Here is a 14,257-nt window from a genome sequence, read left to right on the forward strand (position 1 = left end):
CATGAGAACAGCATCGACATGGCGCGGAGTCAGAACGTTCGCGCCGGTGGTCCTGCTCGGTGTCGTCACCGGGCTGGCCCTGCAGGGGTGCATGAACGTGGAGGTGCGCGTCGACCCTGCCCGGAATGCGCCCGCGGAGCCAGCGGCCTATTACGGCGTGGTCGAGCACACCGCGGAGGACTGCTGGGAAGCCGAGACGCCGGCTGCCTAGCGGGTGCCGCCCCTGGCGACGAGCACCTCGAGGCCGGTGACCGCCTGGATCGCGTCGAGCGCCGGCCCGCTCTGGTCGCCGTCGGTGACGAGGGCGTCGACCTGGCCGAGGTCGGCGACCCGGCCGAGGTGTACGCGACCGAGCTTGCTGCTGTCCGCGGCGACGACGACGCGGGAGGCGGCATCGATCATCGCTCGCTTCAGCTCCGCCTCGGGGAGGTTGATGTTGGTGATGCCGGCCTCGACGTCGACGCCGTTGCAGCCGATGAAGGCGACGTCGGCACGGATGCGGCTCAGGACGGTGTCGGCCAGGGGCGGGACGAGGGAGTGCTGCAGTGGGCGGAGGGTCCCGCCGGTGACGATGACCTGCAGGCGGGGCAGCGCGGGCTCCAGCGTGAGCGCGATCGAGAGCCCGTTGGTGATCACCGTGAGGTCGACCAGCTCGGTCCGCCGGACCAGCTCGGCGGCGATGGCCGCGGTGGTGGTGCCGACATCGAGCAGCACGCTCATGCCCGAGCTGAGCTCGTCGACGGCGAGACGGGCGATGGCCTCCTTCTGCGGAGCCGCGTCGACCTGGACCTCCTCGAAGGGACGCTCCCGCAGGCCCTCGGCCGGCATCGCCCCGCCACGGATGCGCCGGACGGCGCCGCCGTGCTCGAGAGCCTCCAGGTCCGTACGCACCGTCACGGTGGAGACGCCGAACGCCTCGCTGAGGTCGACGACCCGCACGAAGCTGCGCTCCTCGACGAGCTCGCGGATCCGGTCGCGGCGCTCCTCGGTCGGCAGGTGCGGGGCGGGCTCGGGCATGCGGACATGCTGCTCAGGCCAGCCGGAATTTGTCAATGCGAAAGAGTTGATTTCGATATCGAAAGAGCTCTAGCCTTCGAGGCGTGACAGGCATCCCCAAACAGGTCCACACGCTGGCGGACGGACGCGAGCTCATCTACTTCGACGACCCCGACTCGGCCCTGCCGGCCGAACGACGGGCCGACGAGCGGGAGCTGCCTCCGCGACCCTCGACCGCGCAGATGCGTCAGGACGTGCTGACCGGCGAGTGGGTCACCGTGGCGGCCGCCCGCCAGACCAGGGTCATGCTGCCGCCGGCCCATCTGGACCCGCTGTCACCGCAGACGCCGGGCAACCCGTCCGAGATCCCGTCGGCGTACGACGTCGCGGTCTTCGAGAACCGGTCGCCGTCCTTCGGGCCGGACCCGGGGGAGGGGCCGGCGGACCTGTCCGGCCTCGCGCTCGGCCGCAGCGCCACGGCGGTCGGGCGCTGCGAGGTGGTGTGCTTCAGCCCGGAGCACGAGGGTTCCTTCGGCTCGCTGTCGCGCGAGCGCGCCCGCACGGTGATCGAGGCCTGGGCAGACCGCACCGCCGAGCTCTCCGCCCTCCCGGGCGTCGCCCAGGTCTTCCCGTTCGAGAACCGGGGCGAGGCCATCGGCGTCACCCTCCGGCACCCTCACGGCCAGATCTACGCCTACCCCTACATCACCCCGCGGACGCAGCGCCTCCTCGCCGCGATCGAGGAGTACGGCCCGAGCCTGCAGGCCGACCTCCTCGCGTTCGAGCAGAAGGGGGAGCGGATCGTCCTCTCCGGCGAGCACTGGACCGCCTTCGTGCCGTACGCCGCCCGCTGGCCGGTCGAGGTCCACCTGATGCCGCACGCCCAGGTGCCGGACTTCGCCGCCACCACCCACGCGCAGCGCGAGGAGCTGAGCACGCTCTATCTGCGGCTGCTGCGCGGCGTCGATGCGCTCTACGACGACCCGACCCCCTACATCGCGGCCTGGCACCAGGCCCCGGTGCGCTCCCACCGCGACAGCGTCCGGCTCACCCTCCAGCTCACCAGCCCGCGGCGCGGGGCCGACAAGCTGAAGTACCTGGCCGGCAGCGAGGCGGCGATGGGCGCCTGGGTGGCCGACATCCCGCCGGAGCACCAGGCCGAGCGGCTGCGCGAGGCGATCGCCCACGCCGACGAGACGAACCCGGTCTGAGCCGCCCGTCCGCATGTCCCCCACCGGGCCGGGTACCGCGTGCAGATGACTGAGATGAACCAGGACGAAGCTCGCGTACAGGCACTCCAGGGTGTGGTCGAACGGGTCACCGCCTGGCAGGAGACCGCGCCCGAGGGAACCATCCGGGACGAGCTCACCAAGGCGCTGCACGAGGCCGGGGTGACGCTGACCGAGGAGCAGCAGGAGCTCGTCGTCGAGCAGATCTCGCATCAGGAGGAGGTCGACGTCGAGCTGCTCGCCGACCACAGCGGCGAGGGCGGGCCTGCCTGAAGCGGGCGCGGCCTCGAAGCATCGTCGAGCCGGTGGCGGGATACCGGTCGAAGCATGAGTGGAGAGCAGCTTCAGCCAGAGGACACCCTCGACGACCGCGGCGTGGACGACGTCCTGGACGAGGGCTATTCGCCGCCCGAGCGGCCCCGCGGTGTCACCGTCAAGGGCGTCACGCCTCGGGAGGAGCGCGAGGGCGAGACCATCGACGAGCGCCGTGCCCAGGAGGAGCCCGAGGTCTGGGAGGAGGCGAAGGCCGAGGCCGACGCCGACATCCTGGACGGGCCGGTGACCGGCGAGGTGGGTGAGGCGCGTGCCGGTCGGCTCACCAGTCCCGACGAGGGAGTGCGCGAGGACGACGAGGGGAAGCTCGTCGGGCAGGACGAGGGGATCGACGGTGCCGGCGCCTCGGCCGAGGAAGCGGCCGTGCACGTCGTCGACGAGGTGCCTGACTGACTCTGCGCGTTCAGGGGTACCGGTGGACGGCCGGATCCCTACCAGCACAGAGGAGAAGTGACGTGTCCGAAGACGTGACCGACCTGATCATGCAGGACCACCGTGAGGTGGAGAGTCTGTTCGAGAAATTGGAGCGCGAGCCGGAGGTACGCGCCGGACTGACCCCGGTCCTGGTCACCCTCCTGGCCGCGCACAGCCGTGCCGAGGAGGCCGAGGTCTACCCGGTCGCCCGTGACGAGGCCGGTGAGGCGGACGACGTCGCGCACAGCCAGGAGGAGCACGTCCTCGCCGACCGCCTCCTTGCCGAGCTCGCCGAGTGCGACCCCTACTCCACGGCGTACGACAACAAGCTGGCCGAGGTGGTCGACGCCGTCTCGCACCACGTCGAGGAGGAGGAGTCGACCGTGCTGCCGGGCATGCGCAGCCGTCTCGATGACGCGCGTCGCGCCGAGCTGGGCAAGGCCTTCCTGAAGAGCCGCCAGGAGCACCTCGGGCAGATGCCCGAGGACATCACCCGCGACGAGCTGCGCCGTCAGGCGTCCAACGCGGGCATCCCCGCGGGTGACAAGGACAAGGAAGAGCTACGGCAGGAGCTGGACCAGCACGCCGACAAGTGATGCCGGTCAGGTGAGGCCGGTCAGCCGACCGGCGGCCCGGCGACCAGCGCGACCGCGGTGAGCGCGGCGACGCTTGCGAAGCCGGCGGCCAGTCCCCGCACCGGGTTGCGGAGGAGCCAGGCGAGCGGCTGCTCGAGGGAGCGCGTGGGGGCGTCCTCGAGCAGCCGCCACGTCTGTGCGAGCAGCCCGCGGCGCTCCGCGTAGCGCTCGAACCACAGGGTCAGGAACGGCGGGATCGAGGACGCGAGGCCGGCGACGAGCCGGCCGAACGACCAGCGCTGGTCGATGGCGACCACGGTCGTGGTCACGCAGTAGCTGATGAACACGATCCCGTGCAGCATCCCGAAGATGCTGACGCCGAGGTCGGTGGTCTCGGTGACGTACTTCAGGAACATGCCGCTGAGCAGCCCCGCCCAGGTCACCGCCTCGGCGGTGGCGACGATCCGGTAGAGACGGGAGGGGGAGCGAAGGATGGCGGACACGCGGCAAAGTTTATTCGCACCCGTGTACTGGTATGAATCGAGCGGCTATGGGTACTGGTCGCGCCATGACGACCGACACGCTGCACTACACGATCCCGGGCATGGACGAGAGCGCTGCTCGGACCACCATCGACCTCCTGCAGTCGCGACTCCACGCCGCGAACGACCTCCAGCTCACCCTCAAGCACGTGCACTGGAACGTCGTCGGGCCGCATTTCATCGCGGTCCACGAGATGATCGACCCCCAGGTCGACGCCGTACGTGCCATGGCCGATGCGCTCGCCGAGCGCATCGCGACCCTGGGCGGTGCCCCGCGCGGCACCCCGGGCGCACTCGTCGCGGAGCGTGAGTGGGACGACTACAGCATCGGCCGGGCCACCACCCAGGAGCACCTCGCCGCCCTCGACGTCACCTACCGGGGCGTGATCGAGTCCTACCGCACGGCGATCAAGGAGCTCGAGGAGCTCGACCTGGTCACCCAGGACATCCTGATCGGCCAGACCGAGCAGCTGGAGCTCTTCCACTGGTTCGTACGCGCCCACCTGGAGGACCAGGGCGGCCAGCTGAAGACCAGCGGCGAAGCCACGGAGGCAGGCGCGGCGCGAGCCGTGCGCGGCTGAGGGGATCCCATGCGGTGGTGGTTCGCGGCGCTGGCACTGCTTCTCCCAATGATCCTCAGCGGGTGCGGCTCGGGCCAGGACGCCGCGGTACGTGACCGCGCCGCCGCCTTCCAGGACGCGGTCGCCACTCAGGACTGGGCAGGCGCCTGCGCGCTGCTCGCCCCGGAGACGCGGACCGAGCTGGAGGCGGCGGCCAAGCTGCCCTGCGCCGAGGCGATCGCCGAGGAGAAGCTGCCCGCCCCGGGCCGGCCTGACCGTGTCGACGTCTTCGGCACCATGGCCGAGGTCCGCTACCAGGGCGAGACGCTGTTCCTGACCCGGTTCGCCGACGAGTGGCTGCTGCACGCGGCGGGCTGCACGCCGCAGCGGCCGAAGCCCTATGACTGCGCCCTGCACGGAGGCTGAGATGCGGATCATGTACGTCGCCTACCTGGCGGTCATCGGGATCGGACTCGTCTACACGTTCGTCCTCGCGCTGAGGCACGGGTGAGGGGAAGCGATGCGACGATTCTTCCGAGAGAACTCGCTCAGCCTCGCCTTCGGGGTGCTCTTCCTGGGCAGCCTCGCCGGCCAGGCGATCGCCGGCTGGCACCAGCTCAACGACGAGCTCTTCGCCGACGGCCTCGACCGGATCACCCTCGGCAGCTACCTCACCTCGTCGAGCTTCGCGGTGGACGTGACCGAGAACTGGCAGAGCGAGTACCTCCAGTTCTTGCTCTACGTCATGCTGACGGTCTGGCTCGTGCAACGGGGCTCCCCGGAGTCCAAGCCGCTCAAGGACGCCGGCCAGGAGTCCGACGAGAAGCAGAAGGTCGGTGCGTACGCCCGTCCGGACTCGCCCAAGCTGGCCCGGGCCGGAGGCCTCCGGACCGCGCTCTACTCCCGGTCGCTCGGCTTCACCATGGGCGCCATCTTCGTGCTGTCCTGGCTGGTCCAGTCGGTGGCCGGGTGGGCCGCGTACAACGAGACCCGGATGCAGCAGCTCCGTGACCCGATCGCCTGGGGCTCCTACCTGCTGCACTCCGACTTCTGGGCGCGGACCCTGCAGAACTGGCAGTCGGAGTTCCTGGCCGTCGGCTCCATGGCGGTGCTCTCGATCTACCTCCGACAGCGCGGATCACCCGAGAGCAAGCCGGTCGGCTCGTCCCACGAGGCCACCGGCGTCGAGGGCTGACGCGCCGCTCAGTCCTCCTCCGGCGCCAGCAGCCGCAGCACCGCACGCTCCGCCGCGGCCTGGCGGGCCTGCGGGTCGGTGCTCGAACCCTTGCGTACGCGGATCGTGCGTCCCTGCTCGTGCAGCTCGAGCACCCGCGGGTCGACGTAGGAGGCGCGGGCGATCGCCGGGGTGTTCCCGAGGTACTCCGCGACCTCCTTGATCGCCGCGGCCTGCTGCTTGCGCCGGGACCTGGCGGTCGGGGTCGCCCGCTCCGCGGCCTCGGGGTCCTCGGCCAGGGCGAGCGCCGCGAGCACGGTGGCGTGCCAGGTCCGGAAGTCCTTCGCGGACACCTCCAGGCCGCTCAGCTCGCGCACGTAGTCGTTGACCATCGCCGGTGTCAGCCGTTGCCACCTGCTGCCCTGCTTGTAGGCGAGGAGCTCCTCGAAGCCGGCGCGCCGGCGACGCAGGGTGGCGATCGCCTCCACCGACAGCGGGTCGTCGATGCTGATGGTGTGGTGGACGCCGGACTTCCCGGTGAAGTCGAAGACGTAGGCGCCGTCGCGCTTGTGGACGTGGCGACGCTCCAGCGTGGTCAGACCGAAGCCGCCGTTGTCGTCGGCGTAGGCGTCGCTGCCGATCCGGAAGCAGCCCAGGTCCAGCAGCCGCACCGCGAGCGCCGAGGCCCGGGCGTCGCTCATCCCGGTGGTGGTGAGGTCCCGCTCCGCCCGCTCGCGTACGCGGGGCAGCACGCTGCCGAGCTCCAGCACCCGGTCGAACTTCTCCTGGTCGCGCTTGGCCCGCCAGTCGGGGTGGTAGAGGTACTGGCGGCGACCGGCGGCGTCGGTCCCGACGGCCTGGAGGTGGCCGTTCTCGTGAGGACAGATCCAGACGTCCTCCCAGGCGGGTGGGATGGCCAGCGCGCGGATCCGTGCCGCGGCATCCTCGGGCAGCCGGTCACCGGCATCGTCGAGGTACACGAAGCCGCGACCCGCCCCGCGGCGGGTCCATCCCGGCTCCTCCGCCGAGACCCGGCGAAGTCGAACCACGAGGGGCTCCTCTCAACCGGTGGGCTCGTCGTCGCGCGCGCCCGCGGACAGCAGCCGGTGCGTACCGTCGCACCAGGGCTTGATCGCGGACCGACCGCACATGCACACGGCACTCACCGGGCGCACCGTGCGGTGGACCTTCCCGTCGGCGTCCAGGATCTCGTGCTTGCCGCGCAGGAGCATCGGTCCCGCCGGGCACAGCACGACCGAGGCGTGCTCGAAGTCGCTCATGAGACACCCCACTGGGTGAGCATCGCGTGGGCATACCGCGCCTCCAGGTCGAGACAGGTGAAGGCGCCGAGGTGCACGGTGTCGCGCTCGCTCGGGTTCTCCTCCAGGAAGGCTCCGCACACGTCGCGCAGCGCGACCTGCTCGTGCACGGAGTCGGCCTCCACGTGCTCGTCGTAGTAGGCCGCCATCTCGTCGGGGAACTCCAGGCGGCGCAGGCCCTGGGCGAGCTGTCGCGACGGTATCGAGCTCGTCGCCTCGAAGGCCGCGAAGTGACCGAGCGCCGCGCCCCGGAGCCGACGGTGCAGGCCGAACAACGACAGCGCGTTGTTCAGCGCGAGGACCTCGACCGGTGCCTCGTCGACGTAGCAGGCGTGATCGGTGCGCAGCCCGGCCGCCTCCAGGCCGCGGCGGAACAGGTGATGATGAAGCCGGTTCGGGTCGCCGTCGCCGTACTCGTCGAACAGGATCTCCATCAGCGGTGCCTTGACGCGGGTGTCGAGCCGGGGGACGACCCAGCTGGTGGGGTCGGCCTCCTTGAGGTGGTAGAGCGAGCGGTGCCGCAGGATCTCGAGCACCTGCTCCCGGTCGGCCTTACGCTGCACGAACCGCGCCAGCGACGGGCCGTCGTGCCCGTCGATCAGGTCGGTCAGCTCGCCGGCCTCGCGGAGCGGGCTGGCGTCCCAGCGCCGGCGCAGCTCGGTCTCGAACGACCTCTCCAGGCCGCGGCGCAGGCGCAGCAGGTCCGGGTCCCACTCGAGGTCCGGGTCGACCTCGTCGAAGCCTCGGTAGTGGAGCTCGTAGAGCGCCCACAGGGTGACCTGGGCGTCCTCCTCGGACTCCGGCGCCGGCACCAGGTCGGCGGTGGCGCCGCTCTGCAGCGCGGTGAACACAGCAGCACTCAGGGTGCCACGCGACTTCGGCAGCATCTCAGCCCACCTTTCCATCGGGCTCCCGGTACCCGGCGGCCGGAACCGCCATGCTCGGCGCCGCGGCCCGCGCGAGGTGCACGAGCACCCCTTCGCCCGGCCAGCCACGGACCTCCTGGACGGACAGGTCGCTGCCCTCGACCAGCTGCCGTACGCGGTCGGCCTGGTCGGTCGTGCCGAGCTGGAGCACGGCCGCACCGCCGGGGGAGAGGTGGCGGGCGGTCGTGTCCAGGCACGTCGTGGCGACCAGCATCCCGTCGGCTCCGCCGTCGATGGCCGTCCGCGGATCCTCGGGGTAGCGCCGGACCTGGGCCGTGGGCACCCACGGCGGGTCGGCGATCACCAGCACGAAGCGCTCGTGCGGGTCGAGAGCGTGGTCCATGCTGCCCTCGCGTACGTCCACCAGGTGGGCCAGCCCGGCGCGCTCGGCGTTGGCGCGGGTGAACGCGCACGCGGCCGGGTCGGCGTCGACGCACACCAGCCGGCGGCCGACCATCGCCGCCGCGAGCAGACCGATCTGGCCGGCCCCCGAGCACAGCTCGAGCATCGGCCCGTCCGGCAGATCGGCCGAGAGGTCGGCCGCCCACTCGGACTGTCGCACGGTCCACGTACGCGGGGTGAGCACGCGGTCGTCGAAGTCGATGTCGAGATGACCGAATCGGATCGTCACTGCAGATACCTCTTTCGGGTTGGAGGGAACGGAGCGTCGAAGCTCAGGTGAGCTCGGCCAGCCGGACCACGGCGCGGTCCAGGCGGCCCTCCTCGGAGTGGATCCTGCGCTGGGTCGAGGAGCCGGTGCCGCGGGTGAAGACCCGCTCGATGCCCTGCTGGACGCGCGCCAGGTCGCCGGAGTCCTGCAACGCCGGGCCGACGTGCTCGAGCAGGCGCTCCACCACGTCCCGGGCGGGCCGCGGCCGATGCGTCTCCGGGTCGAGCAGGTCGCCGCTGATCCCGTGGCGGCCGGCCTGCCACATCGCGAGCCGGAGCACGGCGACCGAGACCGGATCGGCCGGACGGCCCTGCGCCCACTCCCGTGCACCGGTCTCGACCAGCGCCCGCGCGAGCCCGGCGACCAGCACGGCGTCGCGTGGATCGAGGCAGACGTCGGCCACCCGGACCTCCAGGGTCGGGTAGTTGCGTGAGGGCCGGGCGTCGAAGTAGGCCATGCCCTCGTCCAGCGGGACCCCGGTGTCGACGAGGCGACGCAGGTGGTCGGCGTACGCCTCGCCGCTGCCGAAGACCTCGGTCGGACCGTTGGTGGGCCAGCGGGTCATCGCCTGGGAGCGGTAGCTGGCGTAGCCGGAGTCGCCGCCCTGCCAGAACGGCGAGTTGGCGCTCACCGCGAGCAGCACGGGCAGCCAGGCGCGGATCCGGTCGAGCGCGCCCACGGCCTCGTCGTCCGACTCGACCGAGACGTGCACGTGGCAGCCGCAGGTGAGCTGCTCGCTGGCGGTCAGCCCGAACTTCTCGGTGATCGCTGCGTAGCGCTCGTCGTCGAAGGTCTGCGGCACCACCGGCAGCGGTGTCGTGCCGCTGGCCAGGATCAGCGCACCCGCCTCCTTCGCGGCGCCGCGCGCCTTGTCGCGCCACCGGTGCAGGTCCAGCTCGAGGAGGCCGAGGTACTCCTCCGGAGGGGTGTCGGTCTCGACCTGCTGCTCCTGCATCTCGGGTCCCACCGAGCCTCCGGCGTCGGACTCGGTGTCACCGCGCCGCCGCGCCACCCGCAGCACCTCGCTGGCGACGGACCGCGGAGCGCCGTTCTCGGCGTCGACGAGGAGGAGCTCCTCCTCGACACCGACTGTCCTGACCCGGTCGTGGGTACTGCTCGAAGAGTCTCTGTTCAACGCTCGCACCTGCCTCTGGAAGGAGCCACTCGACGATGTGTCGTCTGTTCGGATATGTGACCGAGTCCCCGTGTGCCGTAGCCGACCTGCTGGGAGAGGAGGGCCTGGCGGCGTTCACCTCGCTGACCACCGTGCACTCCGACGGCTGGGGCATGGCCTGGCACACGCCCGACGGCACCTGCACGACGAGCTCGCCGCGCTCGGCCGACGTCGACGAGACCTATCGCAGGCATGTCGAGATCCCGCTCTCGCACGCCGGGTTCGTGCACCTGCGCTGGGCGACGGGCGGTCTGGACGTACGTCCGGAGAACACGCATCCGTTCCTGACCGACGGCGCCGCGTTCGCACACAACGGCCACATCTCGCCGATCGCGGAGCTCGAGGCGCTGTTGACCCCGGAGTCCCGGGAGCGCCTCCGCGGCGACACCGACAGCGAGCGCTACTTCCACTTCGTGCACCAGAACGTCGAGCAGTACGGCGACGAGGCCGAGGGGGTCACCCAGGCGCTGGCGACGCTCGTCCGGAAGTTCCCCAGATGCGGCCTCAACGCGTTGATGCTCACCCGGACGCACATGTTCGCGATCCACATCAACTCGCGTGCCGACTCGCCCCTGCGGGCGCTGCGCGAGCTCTTCGACGACGAGGGGGACATCCCGCCTCGGCACACCACGGAGTACTTCGCGATGGACTATCGCACGAGCGACCACGGTCTCGAGATCGTCTCCAGCGGTCTCGACCAGCCCGGGTGGACTCCGGTGCCCGCCGACACGGCGGTGATGGTCGACCTGGCCACCCGTGAGGTCACCAGGCTGGATCCGATCGCGCGGCTCGGTGCCGACGCGCTGCGAGCCAGCGGCTGAGCGGGCTGGAGAGACGGACGATGGGGCGTTGCCCATCGGCTGTGAGAGGGGGTCGGTGGGTTCGGCCATGCCCAGAGGTACCCCATCCGAGCTCTTTTCATTCGGAGCCGTCTCCGGCGCCCGGGCTACTTCGTCGGCTCCTCGGAGACCAGCTTCCCGAAGGCGATCATCCGGTTGTCGGTGTGGAAGAGCTCCGAGCACGTGGTGAGCGTGATCAGGCGCTGTCCCTTCTTCTGCTCGGGCTCGACCCCGCCCCGCTCGGGGTTGTCGGGAAGCGGGTCGGTGACCCAGATCGAGGTGAAGGGCACGATCAGGTCGTCGCCACCGCTGGTGAGGGCATAGACGTACGTCTTCTCCCTGGTCAGGACGCGGATCTTGTCTCCTGGCCGGAGGTCGGGGAGGTTGCGTAGGGGCTCGCCGTGGGTGACCCGGTGCCCGGCCAGCGCGAAGTTGCCGACCTCTCCGGGACCGGCCGTGCCGTCGAAGTGGCCGAAGCCGGCGCCGAGGGCCCGGTCGGAGGTGCCCTCGAGCACCGGGATCCGGTAGTCCTTGCCGAAGCGCGGGATCTCGATGAGAGCCCCGGCCGACCCGAACTCGGTCGTCACCTCGGTCTGACCCGAGCCCCATGCCCTCTCGATCTTCGAGGTCGCCTCACGCTGGCGCTCCTTGCTGACGATCGTGGTGCCGTAGAACTCCCAGGCGACGTAGCCGAGGACGCTCAACCCGGCGATGACCAGGACGATCCCGGTCCAGAAGACGGCTCGGCGGCCTCGGGACCTGGTCTGCGTTGTCGTGGACATCGGGTCAAGCATCTCAACCTGATCAGCCGATGGCGCTACGAACTAGCAGAAGTTGTGGCCCCATGTTGGTTCGAATCGGCACCGTCCTCACCGGAGGTGGAAGAAGGCAGACCGTCGATGAACGCGCGGAGCCGCTCGGCCTGCTCGTTGAATCTGTTCGCAAGCACTTCGTACAGGGCGGTGAGCGCTGCAACTAGGTATTCGAGGAGCGTCGATATCGCCTCGCGTAAGATGTCCGCGGGTGACTGCGTATCCGGATCGGGTAGGTCGAATGTGATCGCATGGACATTCTTCTCGGACTGGATGTCTGCGGCGACGGCGCGCGCAAGCTCCATGCTGGCAGTGAGGTCAGGCTCGAAGGTGGGTGAATGTGCCAGTCGGTTTCGAAGCCGGTTGAGCACAACAAAAGATGTGAAGTCGGGCGCATTGCCCTGAGCCATAGCCAGGCCGAGCTTCGAGGACCACGAGAGTCGGTCGAGCTCACGCCAGGCTTCTGGTATCGGCAACTCAGCACGAATCAGCTCCACGATCATGCTTTCGATCCAGAGGTGGCCACGCAGGAGTACGGATACTGGGTCTTCGGCGTTCATCTGCCGCTGCAACAATGCGAAATCGAACATCGGTGTTCAGATCCTCATCAATAGAACCGACATGGGGATTGCTCATGTCGTCCCGGATTCAGGGCCAATCCGAGCACGTCACGCTTCACGCACTCGTCCTCGATCGTGCTGACCACCTTGGGTCATGGTGTCGGCATCGGGCCGACAGCCGACCAGAAGCGATGGGATTGTCTCACCGCGACGGTCACCCCGATGGCAGGAATGGCACTGATGTCCCTCCCATCCGCCACCGGATCCGAGATGAGTGGCGCCATCGAGCACCTCGATGCCTCCATCGACGGGTGTGGACAGGCGACAGCTCGTAGCCTGACTTGGAACAGACCACCCTGGCCGTCGCGTGCCTTCGCGTCGGCGAGCGTAACCGCGCCACCGAGGTGGGACGTGCCGCGCTCCGCAACTTGACGGATATCAGGTCTCTTGCCCGATGGCGCCACCGCTCGACACCCTCCGAGCCGGAGATCTCGACGCTCAGTGGGCGCTCTACCGCTGACCCGCCCGCACTCGTTTTGCCGCCTGGCGGACCGATGCGAGCTGGTTTCCGCAGGAAGCCTGAACTCACGCCTGCGACCGTGCCTACGCTCGATGAGCAACGGTTCACTCTCGGGAGGAAGCGTGATGGCCAGGCGTACGTATCCATGCTCGCGGCCGGGGTGCCGCGGTAAGAGTCACTTCTACTCGTCCGCGATAGGCCGAGACCACCTCCGGCCGGTCAGACAGCGGACAGCGTCGTTCAGCTCATCTCCGCCCGCTATGGCGCTTGGCGTCGTGAAACCTCGGCCTGCACGCCCGAAGAAGTCACCCCGCGTGCCTTCGCCCAAGGACCGCGGGGCGGATCGGCGGGCGGACCGGCGTGCCAGGAACCGAGACGCCTTGACGCGGCGCTTGGCGGACCCCAGCGCGTCCTTTGCGGTGGCGATCATCTTCAAGCCGGACTCGGTGTATGGCGTTGCCGCGGACGAACTGCTCAAACGCGTGCCGTGGCATCGACGACCGAGCCGTGGCCACTGGCTGTGCAAGGTTCTCGAGGACGCGAGCAAGGCGATCGATCCAGGGACGTACACAGCGGCGGTGGGAGACGGAGTCACGCGGACGCTTCGTGATGCGGGCATGCCCGAGTTTGCTGCGACCGTCCTCGGCAAGTCGGCGGCCTTCGGCGCTGGTCGAGCGATCGGGACGGTCGGCACCGATCAGATCATCCTTGGGCTACGAGTCGTCGTTCCGTTGGTCTGCCCGGCCTTCGAACGCTGCCCGGCGCAAGCCGTGGTGTGCACCACCTTGCTGAAGCCCGAAGTCGAAGGCCTTCTGCGCGATGCCCGAAGGTAGCTCAAGGCGCTCCTCGGCGTCGTCCTTCATGGAATGATGACGATGTGACGCCAGAGTTGTTCGGTCTGCCCGTGGCCGTGTGGGCGCTGGTCGTGTCGCTGCTCAGCTTCGGTGCCGCGCTGTTCGCGCTCGGTTGGCAGATCATCAAGCACTTTCTCGACGGTGGGCGGGTAAGGGTGTACCTGAACGCGGCGATCTGGGAGCCAGGGGTAGTGCTGGCGACGAATCACTCGGGCCGCATGGTGCTCAAGAACAACCACTCGGCGTGGAGCGTCACGCGCGGGCGGGCGCTCGAGCTCGCGCAGCTCGTGGTCGAGAACCTGGGAGGTCGCCCGTGACGATCTACTCGCCGGGGCTCAACTTCAGCCGCCACGGCATCAAAAAGCACTCCGTGGTCCCGCGAATGTTTGGAACGGGTGACTCGTTCGGTCCGGACAAGGCAGTCGAGGACACGGTCGTCCGGCTGGAGCCGTACGCGCGGGTGACGTTTCTCCTCGACTACTGGAGCGTGATGTCCGACGTGCTGAAAGACGCGCGGGGTGGGAGCGTCGTCGTGCGAGGTCATGTCGGCGTCGCCGGGAGGACCAAACGCCCGCAGAGGTCGAGCTGGAGGTGACGCTGGCGTATCGATCGCGCAATGTACACAGCGATCGAGCAGTCACCCGCGTTCACGCCGCTTGCCGTGCTGTGGCGCGAGATGTACGTCCGGCTTCCGGAGAAGCCGGAGGCGAACCATGTCGCTACCCGACCGCCGGCAAGCAGCTCACCCGTGCGCACGCCC

At 69.7% G+C, this 14,257-nt stretch carries 21 protein-coding genes; 12 read left to right on the forward strand and 9 right to left on the reverse strand.

All coding sequences use genetic code 11. The annotated features are described in order from the left end of the window. Position 1: 1 nt before the first annotated feature. Positions 2 to 211 carry a hypothetical protein gene (locus G5C66_RS21475; RefSeq protein WP_165112964.1) on the forward strand — a complete coding sequence of 70 codons (210 nt, stop codon included), beginning with the start codon at positions 2 to 4 and terminating at the stop codon, positions 209 to 211. On the opposite strand, the gene G5C66_RS21480 is transcribed toward G5C66_RS21475, so the two are convergent. Next, positions 208 to 1,017 (reverse strand): DeoR/GlpR family DNA-binding transcription regulator, encoded by an 810-nt coding sequence (locus tag G5C66_RS21480; RefSeq protein WP_165112965.1) that lies wholly within the window; start codon positions 1,015 to 1,017, stop codon positions 208 to 210. The genes G5C66_RS21475 and G5C66_RS21480 overlap by 4 nt on opposite strands. Before the next feature lie 83 nt (positions 1,018 to 1,100). Here G5C66_RS21480 and galT point away from each other — a divergent pair, with 83 nt between their 5' ends. The 4 genes from galT (at position 1,101) to G5C66_RS21500 (ending at position 3,568) form a co-directional block, all read left to right on the forward strand. Next, positions 1,101 to 2,207: a galactose-1-phosphate uridylyltransferase gene (galT, locus tag G5C66_RS21485; RefSeq protein WP_165112966.1), complete on the forward strand. Its 1,107-nt coding sequence runs from the start codon at positions 1,101 to 1,103 to the stop codon at positions 2,205 to 2,207. Positions 2,208 to 2,252: 45 nt separating this feature from the next. Continuing rightward, the gene (locus G5C66_RS21490) at positions 2,253 to 2,498 is read left to right on the forward strand and encodes a hypothetical protein (RefSeq protein WP_165112967.1); all 246 of its coding nucleotides are present in this window, start codon (positions 2,253 to 2,255) and stop codon (positions 2,496 to 2,498) included. A gap of 54 nt (positions 2,499 to 2,552) precedes the next feature. Next, complete coding sequence (locus G5C66_RS21495; protein ID WP_165112968.1) at positions 2,553 to 2,951, forward strand: DUF5709 domain-containing protein; 399 nt, start codon at positions 2,553 to 2,555, stop codon at positions 2,949 to 2,951. A gap of 62 nt (positions 2,952 to 3,013) precedes the next feature. Beyond that, positions 3,014 to 3,568, forward strand: coding sequence for a hemerythrin domain-containing protein (locus tag G5C66_RS21500; protein WP_165112969.1), 555 nt, complete (start codon positions 3,014 to 3,016; stop codon positions 3,566 to 3,568). 20 nt (positions 3,569 to 3,588) lie between these two features. Here G5C66_RS21500 and G5C66_RS21505 read toward each other — a convergent pair whose 3' ends face one another. After that, a complete protein-coding gene (locus G5C66_RS21505; protein WP_165112970.1) occupies positions 3,589 to 4,050 on the reverse strand; it encodes a DUF3817 domain-containing protein in 462 nt (153 codons plus the stop codon). Positions 4,051 to 4,115: 65 nt separating this feature from the next. On the opposite strand from G5C66_RS21505, the gene G5C66_RS21510 reads away from it, so the two are divergent. The 3 genes from G5C66_RS21510 (at position 4,116) to G5C66_RS21520 (ending at position 5,844) form a co-directional block, all read left to right on the forward strand. Further along, positions 4,116 to 4,670, forward strand: a complete 555-nt coding sequence (locus tag G5C66_RS21510) for a Dps family protein (protein ID WP_165112971.1) — start codon at positions 4,116 to 4,118, stop codon at positions 4,668 to 4,670. 9 nt (positions 4,671 to 4,679) lie between these two features. Continuing rightward, the gene (locus G5C66_RS21515) at positions 4,680 to 5,075 is read left to right on the forward strand and encodes a hypothetical protein (protein WP_165112972.1); all 396 of its coding nucleotides are present in this window, start codon (positions 4,680 to 4,682) and stop codon (positions 5,073 to 5,075) included. A gap of 94 nt (positions 5,076 to 5,169) precedes the next feature. Continuing rightward, complete coding sequence (locus G5C66_RS21520) at positions 5,170 to 5,844, forward strand: DUF6766 family protein (RefSeq protein ID WP_165112973.1); 675 nt, start codon at positions 5,170 to 5,172, stop codon at positions 5,842 to 5,844. A gap of 8 nt (positions 5,845 to 5,852) precedes the next feature. On the opposite strand, the gene G5C66_RS21525 is transcribed toward G5C66_RS21520, so the two are convergent. From G5C66_RS21525 to G5C66_RS21545, 5 genes are read right to left on the reverse strand one after another with little or no spacing between them, the layout of a single operon-like run. Continuing rightward, positions 5,853 to 6,872: a DNA topoisomerase IB gene (locus G5C66_RS21525; protein ID WP_165112974.1), complete on the reverse strand. Its 1,020-nt coding sequence runs from the start codon at positions 6,870 to 6,872 to the stop codon at positions 5,853 to 5,855. Between the two features lie 12 nt (positions 6,873 to 6,884). Then, positions 6,885 to 7,103 (reverse strand): CDGSH iron-sulfur domain-containing protein, encoded by a 219-nt coding sequence (locus tag G5C66_RS21530; RefSeq protein ID WP_165112975.1) that lies wholly within the window; start codon positions 7,101 to 7,103, stop codon positions 6,885 to 6,887. Next, entirely contained in the window at positions 7,100 to 8,029 is a 930-nt protein-coding gene (locus G5C66_RS21535; RefSeq protein ID WP_165112976.1) for an iron-containing redox enzyme family protein, read from the reverse strand. The genes G5C66_RS21530 and G5C66_RS21535 overlap by 4 nt, the downstream gene beginning before the upstream one ends. Position 8,030: 1 nt before the next feature. After that, complete coding sequence (locus G5C66_RS21540) at positions 8,031 to 8,699, reverse strand: methyltransferase domain-containing protein (protein WP_165112977.1); 669 nt, start codon at positions 8,697 to 8,699, stop codon at positions 8,031 to 8,033. Positions 8,700 to 8,742: 43 nt separating this feature from the next. Then, on the reverse strand, positions 8,743 to 9,873 hold the full coding sequence (locus G5C66_RS21545; protein ID WP_165112978.1) for a carboxylate-amine ligase: 1,131 nt from the start codon (positions 9,871 to 9,873) through the stop codon (positions 8,743 to 8,745). 35 nt (positions 9,874 to 9,908) lie between these two features. Here G5C66_RS21545 and G5C66_RS21550 point away from each other — a divergent pair, with 35 nt between their 5' ends. After that, positions 9,909 to 10,733 (forward strand): class II glutamine amidotransferase, encoded by an 825-nt coding sequence (locus G5C66_RS21550; RefSeq protein ID WP_241248730.1) that lies wholly within the window; start codon positions 9,909 to 9,911, stop codon positions 10,731 to 10,733. A gap of 125 nt (positions 10,734 to 10,858) precedes the next feature. Here the strand turns inward: G5C66_RS21550 and G5C66_RS21555 are convergent, their stop codons facing one another. Continuing rightward, on the reverse strand, positions 10,859 to 11,533 hold the full coding sequence (locus G5C66_RS21555) for a class E sortase (RefSeq protein WP_241248731.1): 675 nt from the start codon (positions 11,531 to 11,533) through the stop codon (positions 10,859 to 10,861). Between the two features lie 35 nt (positions 11,534 to 11,568). Beyond that, positions 11,569 to 12,153, reverse strand: coding sequence for a hypothetical protein (locus tag G5C66_RS21560; protein ID WP_165112981.1), 585 nt, complete (start codon positions 12,151 to 12,153; stop codon positions 11,569 to 11,571). Positions 12,154 to 13,062: 909 nt separating this feature from the next. Between G5C66_RS21560 and G5C66_RS21565 the strand changes: the two genes are divergently transcribed. From G5C66_RS21565 to G5C66_RS21575, 3 genes are read left to right on the forward strand one after another with little or no spacing between them, the layout of a single operon-like run. Then, a complete protein-coding gene (locus G5C66_RS21565) occupies positions 13,063 to 13,476 on the forward strand; it encodes a hypothetical protein (protein ID WP_165112982.1) in 414 nt (137 codons plus the stop codon). A 44-nt stretch (positions 13,477 to 13,520) separates the two neighbouring features. Beyond that, complete coding sequence (locus G5C66_RS21570; RefSeq protein ID WP_165112983.1) at positions 13,521 to 13,814, forward strand: hypothetical protein; 294 nt, start codon at positions 13,521 to 13,523, stop codon at positions 13,812 to 13,814. After that, positions 13,811 to 14,092: a hypothetical protein gene (locus tag G5C66_RS21575; protein ID WP_165112984.1), complete on the forward strand. Its 282-nt coding sequence runs from the start codon at positions 13,811 to 13,813 to the stop codon at positions 14,090 to 14,092. Before G5C66_RS21570 ends, G5C66_RS21575 begins: the two co-directional genes overlap by 4 nt. Positions 14,093 to 14,257: the final 165 nt, after the last annotated feature.

Source organism: Nocardioides turkmenicus (genome assembly GCF_011045035.1).
In the GTDB taxonomy this organism is placed as follows: domain Bacteria; phylum Actinomycetota; class Actinomycetes; order Propionibacteriales; family Nocardioidaceae; genus Nocardioides; species Nocardioides turkmenicus.

What these genes read in the sequence shown, in the direction of transcription:
- G5C66_RS21475 (WP_165112964.1), top strand. Translation starts at nt 2, where the DNA reads ATGAGAACAGCATCGACATGGCGCGGAGTCAGAACGTTCGCGCCGGTG.
- G5C66_RS21480 (WP_165112965.1), bottom strand. Translation starts at nt 1,017, where the DNA reads ATGCCCGAGCCCGCCCCGCACCTGCCGACCGAGGAGCGCCGCGACCGG.
- G5C66_RS21490 (WP_165112967.1), top strand. Translation starts at nt 2,253, where the DNA reads ATGACTGAGATGAACCAGGACGAAGCTCGCGTACAGGCACTCCAGGGT.
- G5C66_RS21495 (WP_165112968.1), top strand. Translation starts at nt 2,553, where the DNA reads ATGAGTGGAGAGCAGCTTCAGCCAGAGGACACCCTCGACGACCGCGGC.
- G5C66_RS21510 (WP_165112971.1), top strand. Translation starts at nt 4,116, where the DNA reads ATGACGACCGACACGCTGCACTACACGATCCCGGGCATGGACGAGAGC.
- G5C66_RS21515 (WP_165112972.1), top strand. Translation starts at nt 4,680, where the DNA reads ATGCGGTGGTGGTTCGCGGCGCTGGCACTGCTTCTCCCAATGATCCTC.
- G5C66_RS21520 (WP_165112973.1), top strand. Translation starts at nt 5,170, where the DNA reads ATGCGACGATTCTTCCGAGAGAACTCGCTCAGCCTCGCCTTCGGGGTG.
- G5C66_RS21530 (WP_165112975.1), bottom strand. Translation starts at nt 7,103, where the DNA reads ATGAGCGACTTCGAGCACGCCTCGGTCGTGCTGTGCCCGGCGGGACCG.
- G5C66_RS21535 (WP_165112976.1), bottom strand. Translation starts at nt 8,029, where the DNA reads ATGCTGCCGAAGTCGCGTGGCACCCTGAGTGCTGCTGTGTTCACCGCG.
- G5C66_RS21550 (WP_241248730.1), top strand. Translation starts at nt 9,909, where the DNA reads ATGTGTCGTCTGTTCGGATATGTGACCGAGTCCCCGTGTGCCGTAGCC.
- G5C66_RS21555 (WP_241248731.1), bottom strand. Translation starts at nt 11,533, where the DNA reads ATGTCCACGACAACGCAGACCAGGTCCCGAGGCCGCCGAGCCGTCTTC.
- G5C66_RS21560 (WP_165112981.1), bottom strand. Translation starts at nt 12,153, where the DNA reads ATGTTCGATTTCGCATTGTTGCAGCGGCAGATGAACGCCGAAGACCCA.